This is a genomic window from Pseudonocardia yunnanensis, from assembly GCF_039534065.1.
Taxonomy (GTDB): domain Bacteria; phylum Actinomycetota; class Actinomycetes; order Mycobacteriales; family Pseudonocardiaceae; genus Pseudonocardia; species Pseudonocardia yunnanensis.
This window is the reverse complement of sequence record NZ_BAAAUS010000001.1, coordinates 755581-766448: the sequence shown is the minus strand read 5'-3', so window position 1 is coordinate 766448 and position 10868 is coordinate 755581. Positions and strand designations below refer to the sequence as shown.

The window sequence follows — 10868 nt, the reverse complement described above, 5'->3', positions numbered from 1 at the left end:
CAGGTCCACGGCCCGGGTAAGCGAAGAAAGGCGTGAATGTTCTTTATGGTCGGCCGGCACGGACGCTAGCTCGTGAGTCTCGCGTCGTGAGTTGTGCGACCACCGACGACGGTGAAACTCGGTCTGAGGTCACGGAGTTCCGCGATCGAGCAGTTTCGCGGATCTGTGGGCCAGACCGTGAGGTCGGCGAGCCTGCCTGGAGTGAGACGGCCGCGCAGGTCGCTCTCGCCCACCAATCGGGCGGCGTCGGTCGTGTGGAGCGCGATCGCCTCGTCCCGGCTGATCGCGTGCTCCCGTCCCTGGACTCCCACCACCGTCTGCCTGGTGACCATGCCCCACACGGATGGCATGGCACCGAACGGGCCGACCGGAAAGTCCGACCCGGCGGTGACGAGGGCACCCTCGTCGATCCACTCGCGGGCCGGGAACAGGTTCGCGACGCGTTCCTGTCCCCAGTGGCTGATCCCGACCTCCGCGGTGTCGTGCATCAGTGGCTGCTGGATCGTCACGGGGATGCCGAGTGCGATCGCTCGTGCGCGCTGCTCAGGGCCGGCCAGGCCGCCGTGTTCGATGACCAGCGAGTGCGGTGGCAGTGCGGGATTGCGTTCGAGGACGTTCTCGTAGATGTCGAGCAGGATGCGCACCGCGCGGTCGCCGAAGGCGTGCGTGCCGACTCGCCACCCTCGCCGCACGACGCGCTCGATAGCTTCTGTCAGCGCGTCCGGTTCCCACAGCAACAGACCGCAGAAATCGTCGTGCCCGACGTACGGCTCCTCGGTCGCGCCGCCCTCGAGCCCGCCGTCCAGCATGAACTTCATGCCCCAGACGCGCAGCCAGGGGTCGTGTCGGTAGCGCCACGGCTCCATTCCGTCGAGGAGGCCGTCGACATCGTCCGGGTCGGCCTTACCCATCGCTGAGACCAGGGCTCGGACTCGGGTGCCGAGTCGGCCGGCGTCGAGCGTGCGTTGGAGGACGTCGAGATCCGGTAGCGGCACGGCGCAGTCCCGGACGGTGCCGATCCCGGTGCGGGCGTAGTCGTGCGAGGCCAGGTCCAGGCCGGAGATACGGCGCTGGTCGTCGGCCGGTGGAAGAAGGTGCTCGACCAGATGGATGGCGGTGTCGACCAGTCGGCCGTTGAGGGTGCCGTCGGTGTTCCGGCCGATGAGACCCCCTGACGGCGCGGGCGTGTCTTCTGTGATGCCGGCCAGTCGCAGTGCGTATGAGTTGACGACGTCGTTGTGGCCGCCGCGCTTGACGAGGATCGGATGCCGGTCCGTCGCGGTGTCCAGCTCTGTCGCGGTGGGCATCCGGCGGTCGGCGAGGTTGAGCTCCTGCCAGTTGGTGGTGGTGCGGATCCACTCGCCGTCCGGGGTGATCGCCGCTCGCTCTCGGATGAGGTGGAGGAACTCGGCGATGTCCTTGGCGCGGTGGACGGGGACGTCGTGCGCGCCGTGCGCAGCGAAGATGAGGTGGGTGTGCGTGTCGTCGAAGCTCGGGAGCACAGTTGCGGCCGGCTCGTCGATGACGGTGGTGTCGGGCGTGATCCAGTCGTCCAGGCCGTCACGGTCCGCCGAGACCGCGACGATCCGGTCGCCGCGGACAGCGACCGCGCGCTGCGCCTCCTGCCCGCTGACGAGCGTGTGCACAGCCCGTGCGCGGATCACCATGTCTGCGCCCGACTTCGGGTAGGCGGCACGATCGGGCGGCTGGTCGGGCATGAGGATCTCCACTCTCGGATCCGTTGGGAGGCTGTCGTGACCGACGACCGGATCACGGCCTCCTGAGTACGGAGACACTATCGCGCCTGCTTTTCGGGCGTCAAATATCCGGCACAAGTGCTCTCGGGGGTGAACCGGACCGGTTGACGGAACGTGAGCCGGCGACGTTGCTGGTCCGGCGTCCGTGATGCTCGAAGTTAGGGTGCTCTCGTGACTGCTGTGGAGAATCCGACAGACGCTGCGGCACTGGTGTCTCCGCCACGCCAGTTGATCGTTTCTCTGTACGGGCTCTACGCCCGGGAGCACGACGGGTGGATGTCGGTGGCGGCGGTCGTACGCCTGATGGCCGACCTCGGCGTCGATCCCCAAGCCGCCCGGTCTTCGATCTCGCGGCTCAAGCGGCGTGGGCTGCTCCAATCCTGCCGTGTCGACGGGGCTGCCGGCTATGCGCTCACATCCGAGGCCAGGCAGATCCTCGCGATCGGCGACGCCCGGATCTTCGGTCGTCGGCGCGCCACACGGGCCGACGGCTGGTTGCTGGTCGTCTTCTCCGTCCCGGAGTCGGAACGCGACAGGCGTTACCAGCTGCGGTCCGAACTGACGCGGCTCGGCTTCGGCACGGTGGCACCGGGGGTGTGGATCGCACCGGGGCAGCTGGAGGCCGAGGCGAACAAGGCACTCAAGCGTCTCGACATCAGCGAGTACACGTCGGTGTTCCGCGCGGAGCATGTTGCGTTCGGTGACCTCCGCGACAACGTTCGTGCCTGGTGGGACCTCGAGTACCTGCAAGCGCTCTACACCGGATTCATCGAGCAGTACCGTCCGGTGCGGGAGCGGTGGACGAGCGGCGCCCGTCCCGACGGAGCTGCCGCCTTCCCCGCGTACGTCGAGATGGTCACCGCGTGGCGCCAACTGCCCTATGCCGATCCCGGACTCCCGCTCGATCTGCTGCCGCCGGACTGGAACGGTGTCGAGGCGGAGGAGTTGTTCGTGATGCTGCGCGAGATGCTTGCCGGCCCTGCAGCAGCGCACGCCCGCGCGGTGCTCCTCCCGCAGACCGTGGGTGCCGCCGGAGCCGTCTAACCGTTCTCCGTCGCGATCGCCTCGCGCACCGCCGGCGCGATCTCGTTGGCCCAGCGGCCGACGGAGACGACGTCCTGCACGCCGCCCTCGCTCGAGAAGAGCATGAAGCCCGACGCGCCGTGCTCCAGCACTGCCCCGGTCAGTTCCTCGACCCACTGGTCGGCGGAACCGCCGATCCAGCGGCCGTCGCTGTCACGTGTGGCGGCTTGCGGCTGGTCGGTGATCCGTCCGGGGAGGTTGAAGACCGTGCGGATTTCGCGCGGGTCGCGCCCGACGGCCGCCGCGGCTTCGTCGATGATCGGCCGCGACGCCCGGTACCGCTCGCTGAGCCAGTCCGCCGCGTGGCCGGGGATCCAGCCGTCGGCGACCCGACCAGTGGCGGCCAGTGATCTCGGGCCGACCGATCCGGTCCACACCGGCGGCGCGGCCACCGGAGCCGGCTCCAGCTGCTCCACCTGGAAGTGGCGGCCCCGGTAGGTGACCGGCTGACCGCCGCCCGACAGCATCTTGACCAGGACGATCGCCTCCTCGAAGGCGTTCACGGCTTCTCCCGGTGAGAGCCGCGGCACCCCCATCCCGGAGATCCGATCCCACAGCCCACCTGCGCCCATGCCGAGCACGATGCGGCCGCCGGAGAGCGCCGACAGCGACGTCACCGTCCGCGCCAGCATGGGAGCGGGCCGGGTCGGCAGGTTGCTGACGTTGGCGAAGCCCGAGAGGCGCTGCGTCCGTCCGAGGATGAATCCGACGGACGCGTACGCGTCCAGGCGCTCGCCGATGTAGGGGTGGTCCGACAGCGAGAAGATGTCGAGCCCGTCACGGTCGGCCTGCTCAGCCATGCGCAGCAGCTCCGGCCCGTCGTCGATGGCGCTGTGCGCGCCGAAGCCGAAGACGACTTCCTGTTCGGACACTGTCCCCGTACGACTCATGTTCCCCACTCCACGGACGAGAAGTTCAGTTCGTGGTACGAACTATATTAGTTCGTACCACGAACTGCAACCGTGACCAGTGGGCCGGCGGCATCCGGTGGGCGGGGATCACGACGCCCTCGTTTCCTCGGCACTACGGCGTGTGAGCCGCGGGGGGACCGTCGTCCGGTTCCATGAAGACCGCCGGAACCTGGTTGTCCGACACGACCTGGCCGAGCAGGCCTGCGAGTGTGTCGCGTTCGGCGGCGCTGAGACCTGCCGACAGCTTCTCGACCCGCCGGCAGGTCTCGGCGTAGAACTCCGCTGCGAGCCTGCTGCCCTGGCGTGTGAGGGCGACCCGTACCGCGCGCATGTCCCGTGGGTCCGGTTCGCGCCTGACCAGGCCGTTGCGCTCGGTGCGGTCCACCAGGCCGGTGAGGCTCGACTTGGCCAGCCCCAGCATCGCGCCCAACTCGCTCATGCCGTAGGGCTGCGACATCAACACGCACAGCAACTGTCCCTGCTGCGGGGTGAGGCCGTACTCCCGACCCGACTCGGCGTACACGGCATTCACCAGGAACGAGGACCGCACCAGTGCGGCCACGACCCCGATTCGGCCATCAGAACGCTCGTCCACTCCGCCAGGGTAACATTCGATCGCCCGACAATTCGTGAGACGAACTACCTGGCATTGCGCGCGGCAGAGTGCGGGAGCCGGCCGCTGCGCCGAACATGGCCGCGGCTAGGCCGGCAGGTTCAGCGGTTCCGGGTACATCTGGGCCGCTTGCTGCCGTAGTAGGAACCGTTGGATCTTGCCCGATGGGTTGCGGGGGAGTTCCGGGATGAACTCGACGAGGCGCGGATACTTGTAGGGCGCCGCCAGGTTCTTGGCGAAGTTCTGCAGTTCCTCGACCTTCTGTTGGTCCGGGCTCACTCCGGCGCGCAGCACGACGTACGCCGCGACGATCGAGCCGCGGTCGGGGTGGGGCGCGGCCACCACCGCGCACTCGGCGACGTCGGGGTGGAGCAGCAGAACCTCCTCGACCTCGGGGCCTGCGATGTTGTAGCCGGAGGAGACGATCATGTCGTCGCTGCGGGCCTGGTAGATGAAGTAACCGTCGGCATCGCGGATGTAGGTGTCACCGGTCAGATTCCAACCGTGACGGACGAAGCTGGTCTGGCGCTCGTCCGCGAGATACCTGCATCCCGTCGGGCCTTTGACCGCCAACAGCCCGGGTGCGCCGTCAGGCACCGGCATGCCGTCCGGGTCGAGCACGGCAGCCCGGAAACCGGGCACCACCTTCCCGGTGGCGCCGGGCCGTGCGTCGTCGTCGGCAGCGGAGATGAAGACGTGCAGCATCTCTGTGCCACCGATGCCGTCGATGAGACGCATGCCGGTGGTCTCGTGGAACCGCTCGGCGATCGCTCGGGGGAGCGCCTCCCCGGCGGAGACCGCGCGCCGCAGACCGCGCAAGTCCGAGGCCCTGTCGGACGACAGGATCGCGCGGTACGCGGTAGGAGCCGTGAACAGGACGGTGACATCGTTCGTGGCGGCCTGCTCGATCAGCTCGAGGGGTGTCGCCCGCTCGAGAAGGAAGGTGGCTGCACCGGCGTGGATCGGGAAGACCACCAGTCCGCCGAGACCGAACGTGAAGGCCAGCGGGGGAGTACCGGCGAACACGTCGTCGGGCTCCGGGCGCAGCACGTGGCGGGAGAAGGTGTCGGCGATCGCCATCACGTCCCGGTGGAAATGCATCGTGGCCTTGGGGCGCCCCGTGGTGCCGGAGGTGAAGGCGAGCAGAGCGACGTCGTCGGCCGCGGTCCGGATGTCGTCGAAGTCGGTCGACGCCGCTGCAGCGCGTGTTGCGAGATCGTCGGGACCGGCCCCGCCGTACTCGATGACCGGCAGGCAGGCGTCGAGAGCCCGCAGATCCGCGGCGTAGCGATGATCGGTCAGCGCGAGCGTGGGGCGGCTCACGTCGACGATCTTCGTGAGCTCGTGCGTCCGCAGCATCGGCATGGTGGCCACGGCGACGGCGCCGGCTTTGAGCACGCCGAACCAGCACGCCACGAGCCACGGGTTGTTCGGCCCGCGCAGGAGCACCCGGTTTCCCGGAACCACCCCGAGGCCGACCAGAACGTTGGCCACCTGGTTGGCCCGGGCGAGCAGGTCCCCGTAGGTCCACGAGGTCCCGGGGGCCACGACGCACGGTCGGTCGGCGCCCCACCGCGCGACAGCGCCGTCGAGCAGGCGGGTTGCGCAGTTCAGGCGCTGCGGGTAGTGCAACTCCGGCAGTTCGAACAGCAGTTCCGGCCACTGGTCGAACGGTGGGAGGCGGTCACGGCAGAACGAATCCTCGTGAGCGCTGGGGGAGAGCTGCATTGCACACCCTCATATTCGTCGAGTCGGGGAGAAATGGTGAGCGGGCGTGATCGAGGCGCTGTTCGTCACTCGTCGTCGCCGGTCGGCGGTGACATCCGGAGGCCCGGAGGGTCGGCATCGACCGGAACGGCAGGGGTCTCATCGGACGGGCCCCGTCGGACGAACGGCCGCTGCGGGGTGGTGTTCATCTCCAGGGTGAAGATGTCGAACCGGTTGTAGTTGCCGATGATGTCGTGCATCTGCTTGGCCTGGATGCTGCGGGACAGGTCGATCTCGCCGTACACGATGCCCTCGCTGTCGATCAGCGGCTCGGAGACCGGACGGCCGTCGGGACCGAAGATGCCGGAAAGGGCGTTGCGCTTCCGCGCGAGCATGTCCCGGACGGACGCGTCGTCACCCGCAATCGCGTCGATCATCTCCGGCGAGATCGTCGAGGTGGAGACAACCGAGAACACCTTGCCCTCGAACGCGTGAGCGGCGGTGCGGATGGCGATCGCATCGGCCATGTCGTAGTTCTCCGGTGCGACCGGCAGTGCGATGTAGGACGCGATGTGCACCTGCTCGCCCTGCGCCAGAAGCGCGAAACGGGCGAGCGTGTTGGTGTTCTCTCCGCACGCCAGCACTCCGAGGCGCCCGACCTCGGTCTCGTGAACCTGTAGCGAGCTCCCGTCTCCCGCGGTCCAGGTGAGTTTCTCGGCCCACGTGGGAACGAGCTTGCGGTGCACGCCGAGCAGCTCGCCGGACGAGGAAATGGTGAGGACCGTGTTGTAGAGGACCCCCAGGCTGAACCTGCCGCGTTCGTTGACTCCGATCACGACGGTGACGCGTTTCCGCCGCGCGGCCGCGCACAGTTCCTCGACCTCAGGGCCCGGTACGTCGATCGCCGAGCGGTACAGCTTCTCGAACCACGGCGAACCCTGTACCGGGTTCATGGTCCAGTTCCAGTAGGGGTAGCCGGGCACGAAGACCTCGGGAAAGGCTATGAGCGATGCCCCATTGCCCGCTGCCTCGTCGATCAGGTTCACGGCCTTGGCCACCGTCGCTGTCGCGTCGAGGAAAACCGGGCTGTGCTGCACCGCAGCTGCGGTGAACGTGGGGAGTGTGAACATTGCAGTCACCTCGTCAGTAGCAGGTCGGAGTTCGCCTCACCGGCGGGTCGCCAGCGCTGGTGAACTGCGGGTACAGGCGTGGTCGAGAGCGAGAGCCTCGGACGGCGGCGGTCGCTGCGTGGCCCGGGCGGGCGGGCGCTCCCCGGCTCGTAGTGAACGGGCCACTGCGCCCCGGCTCCGCGGTAGTCGAGCTCGGCAGCGGCATGCAGCGCCCAGGCGGGGTCGTGCAACGCGGCCCGGCCGACGGCGACGAGGTCGGCGCGCCCCGCGAGCACGATGGAGGTGGCGTCGTCCTGGCTGGAGATCCCGCCGACGGCGATGGTCGGGACGCCGACGTCGTGGCGGATCCGCTCGGCGAACGGAGTCTGGTAGCTGCGCCCGTATGCAGGCTCCTCGTGGGGCACCACCTCGCCGCTGGAGACATCGATCGCGGTGGCGCCGTGCTCGTGCATCGCCCGTGCGATCCCGACCGCATCCGCGATCGTCGTGCCGCCGTCCGCCCAGTCGACGGCGGAGATGCGCACCAGCACCGGTTTGCTCGTCGGCCAGGCGCTGCGAACCGCCGAGAGGACCTCGAGCGGGAAGGCCAGCCGGCCGGCCAGGTCGCCCCCGTATCGATCCGTACGCACGTTGGTCAGCGGGGAGAGGAAGGTCGAGAGCAGGTGCCCGTGTCCGGCCTGAAGCTCGAGGACATCGAACCCTGCCGAGTCGGCGCGCTGGGTCGCGGCGGTGAATTCCTCGACGATCTTGGCGAGCTCCTCCTCGTCGAGCTCGTGAGGTGCGGGGTCGCCCGGCGTGTACGGGATCGGTGAGGGAGCCACGGTCGACGAGGTCGTACCCGCCTTGCGCCCGGCATGGGTGATCTGGACGCCGATGAGCGCGTCCGAGACGCGGTGGATACGCGCCACGATGTCGCGCCACGCCGCGTGCTGTGCATCGTTGTAGAGGCCGGCGCAGCGATGCGTGCTCCGCCCCTCCGCGCTGACTGCGGTCATTCCGGCCAGTACCAGGCCTGATCCGCCGAGGGCCGCGCTCGCGAGCCATAGCTCTTCCTCGTCGCCCGGAACGCCGTCCCGTGAGGAGAAGGTGGCGACCGGCGCCGTGACGATGCGGTTCTTCGTTGTCACGGGGCCCAGGCGGAACGGCTGGAACAGCGGAGGCACCGGGCGGCGGCGTCCGTTGCGATCTCCATCGGGAATGGTGCCGCGTTCTGCATCACTGTTGTGGTGGTCGAACCATGCCGCAACGGATTCGACGTAGTCCGGGTCGCGCATTCGCAGGTTGTCGTAGGTGACCCGGCGACTCCGTGTGAGCAGATTGAACGCGAACTGCGGCGTGTCCTGATCGACGACGTGCGCGATGTCCTCGAACCACTGCAGGCTCGCTTGCGCCGCGCGCTGCGTGCTCTCGACCACGGGGCGGCGTTCGCCCTCGTAGGCGCTGAGTGCTGCGGAAACGTCCTGGTGCTCGTTCAGGCATGCCGCGAGTGAGAGCGCATCCTCCATCGCGAGCTTGGTGCCTGATCCGATCGAGAAGTGCGCGGTATGAGCGGCGTCCCCGAGCAGCACGATGTTGGCGTGCCGCCACATCCGATTCCGGATCGTCGTGAACCGGATCCACTTCGAGTTGTTCGCGATCAGCCGGGCGCCGCCCAGTTCCGTGCGGAAGATCTCGGCGATGCGGGCGATGCCGGCCTCGTCACTGACGCCGGGTGGGAGGGCCGTGGTTTCCGTGGAGTCGAAGCCGGCGGCGCGCCACGTCTGCTCGTTCATCTCGACGATGAACGTGCTCCGATCGGCACTGAACGGGTAGGCGTGCACCTGCATCGGTCCGTGTGCGGTCTCGGCGATCACGAACGTGAAGGCGTCGAAGACCTTGTCGGTGCCCAGCCACATGTAGCGCGCCGATCGAACGTCGAGTTCCGGGCCGAAGACGTCGGCGAACGTCCTCCGAATCGCCGAGTTCGCGCCGTCGGCCGCCACGACGAGGTCGAACTGGTCCGACAGCTCCTCGACCGGTGGAGCGACCGTCCGGAAACGAACATCGACCCCGACGTCCGCGCAACGCTGCTGCAGCAGCTGCAGGAGGACCTTCCGGTTGATCGCCGCGAATCCGTGGCCGCCGGAGGTGGACCTGTGCCCGCGGTGCACCACGTCGATATCGGTCCACCGGGCGAAGCTGCGCTCCGCTGCTGCAAAGAGAGTGGGGTCCGCATCCTCGATGCCGCTGAGCGTCTCGTCGGAGAACACGACGCCGAACCCGAACGTGTCGTCCGCAGCGTTGCGTTCCCAGACCACGACCTCGCGGGCCGGGTCGAGCTGCTTGGTCAAGGCGGCGAGGTAGAGGCCGCCCGGCCCACCCCCTACGACGGCGATCCGCATGGATGCTCCTTTGCTGACGGTCGTCACAGACGCGGACTATAGCCGAGTTTACGTCCGTCAAAAAGGCGCTATAGTCGGAGCTGCGCGCGGAGCCTCGCGAGCGCCGCACTGAGACGGAGGAGAGGCCATGGCCTACAGCGACGACGTCCTCGGCCGGGCGCGTGTCACGGACACTGCTGAGCTCGAGGAGTACTACGAGAAGCTGGCCGGCCTGGAGGCCGGAGCGCTGTGGACGATCGCGAACAAGATCGAGCCGTGGTACCCGCAGCCACAGTCGATCCCGATGAAGTGGAGCTTCCGGGAGCTGCGGCCCCTCGTCCTGGAGGCCCTGAAGCTGGTGAGCGGCGATGACGCGGGCCGTCGGGTGGTCGCGCTCTACAACCCGCAACGCCGGGACATCGCTGCGACTGTCGGGCTGCTCTACACCGGCCTGCAGGTCATGGGTCCCGGCGAGTCCATGACCGCGCATCGCCACCAGGCCGCGGCCCTGCGCTTCGTCATCGAGGGCACCGGCGCCTGGACCATTGTGGACGGGCAGAAGCTCAAGGTCGGGCCGCGCGACTTCGCCATCACGCCGAACTGGACGTGGCACGAGCACGGCAACGAGGGCATCGACTCCGACGGCCCGGTGATCTGGCAGGACGGGCTCGACATTCCGCTGGTCAACGCGCTGGATGCCCCGTTCTACGAGGTGCACCCCGACGTCTATCAGAAGCAACAGGGGCCGGTGAACTCGTCGCTGCTGACCTACGGTGCGGGCCGGCTGCGCCCGTTCGGGGACACCTGGCACAAGAACCACTCGCCACTGCTCGCCTACCCGTGGGAGCCGACGTACGAGGCACTGCTGAACGCGGCCAAAGCCTCCGACGGGTCTCCGTACGACGGCATCATCATGGAGTACAGCAACCCGCTCACGGGTGGCTCCGTGATGCCCACGATGAGCGCCCACATGCAGCTTCTGCGCCCCGGCGAGGCCACTCTGGCCCATCGCCAGGTCGGGTCGAAGATCTACACAGCCGCGAAGGGCAGCGGCACCTCGATCATCGCAGGCAAACGCTTCGACTGGAGCGAGGGCGACATCTTCTGCGTCCCCTCATGGGCATGGCACGAACACGCGAACGCGAGCCGGTCCGACGACGCCTGCCTCTTCTCGTTCAACGACTTCCCTGTCATGCGCTCGCTGGGCTTCTTCCGCGAAGAGGCGTACCCCGAGAACGACGGCCACCAGTCCGTCGACGCGTGACCACCAGATCTCTCACCGACCTGTACGACCTCATGATTCGGAG

At 68.3% G+C, this 10868-nt stretch carries 8 protein-coding genes; 2 read left to right on the top strand and 6 right to left on the bottom strand.

Annotation, left to right across the window (positions count from 1 at the left end; translation table 11 throughout):
• Window positions 1-65 precede the first annotated feature (65 nt).
• Window positions 66-1718, bottom strand: coding sequence for an amidohydrolase (locus tag ABD743_RS03435; RefSeq protein ID WP_344718692.1), 1653 nt, complete (start codon window positions 1716-1718; stop codon window positions 66-68).
• A gap of 210 nt (window positions 1719-1928) precedes the next feature.
• Between ABD743_RS03435 and ABD743_RS03430 the strand changes: the two genes are divergently transcribed.
• Window positions 1929-2801, top strand: coding sequence for a PaaX family transcriptional regulator (locus ABD743_RS03430; RefSeq protein ID WP_344718690.1), 873 nt, complete (start codon window positions 1929-1931; stop codon window positions 2799-2801).
• Here ABD743_RS03430 and ABD743_RS03425 read toward each other — a convergent pair.
• The 5 genes from ABD743_RS03425 to ABD743_RS03405 all read right to left on the bottom strand — a co-directional run bounded on the left by ABD743_RS03425 (window position 2798) and on the right by ABD743_RS03405 (window position 9582).
• Window positions 2798-3730, bottom strand: coding sequence for an LLM class flavin-dependent oxidoreductase (locus ABD743_RS03425; RefSeq protein WP_344718688.1), 933 nt, complete (start codon window positions 3728-3730; stop codon window positions 2798-2800). The two genes, ABD743_RS03430 and ABD743_RS03425, sit on opposite strands and share 4 nt — an antisense overlap.
• Before the next feature lie 133 nt (window positions 3731-3863).
• A complete protein-coding gene (locus ABD743_RS03420) occupies window positions 3864-4346 on the bottom strand; it encodes a MarR family winged helix-turn-helix transcriptional regulator (RefSeq protein WP_379659068.1) in 483 nt (160 codons plus the stop codon).
• A 105-nt stretch (window positions 4347-4451) separates the two neighbouring features.
• A complete protein-coding gene (locus ABD743_RS03415) occupies window positions 4452-6092 on the bottom strand; it encodes an AMP-binding protein (RefSeq protein WP_344718686.1) in 1641 nt (546 codons plus the stop codon).
• A gap of 65 nt (window positions 6093-6157) precedes the next feature.
• On the bottom strand, window positions 6158-7201 hold the full coding sequence (locus ABD743_RS03410) for a carbon-nitrogen hydrolase family protein (protein WP_344718684.1): 1044 nt from the start codon (window positions 7199-7201) through the stop codon (window positions 6158-6160).
• Window positions 7202-7206: 5 nt separating this feature from the next.
• Complete coding sequence (locus ABD743_RS03405; protein WP_344718682.1) at window positions 7207-9582, bottom strand: oxidoreductase; 2376 nt, start codon at window positions 9580-9582, stop codon at window positions 7207-7209.
• Window positions 9583-9709: 127 nt separating this feature from the next.
• Between ABD743_RS03405 and ABD743_RS03400 the strand changes: the two genes are divergently transcribed.
• Complete coding sequence (locus ABD743_RS03400; protein WP_344718680.1) at window positions 9710-10825, top strand: cupin domain-containing protein; 1116 nt, start codon at window positions 9710-9712, stop codon at window positions 10823-10825.
• Window positions 10826-10868: the final 43 nt, after the last annotated feature.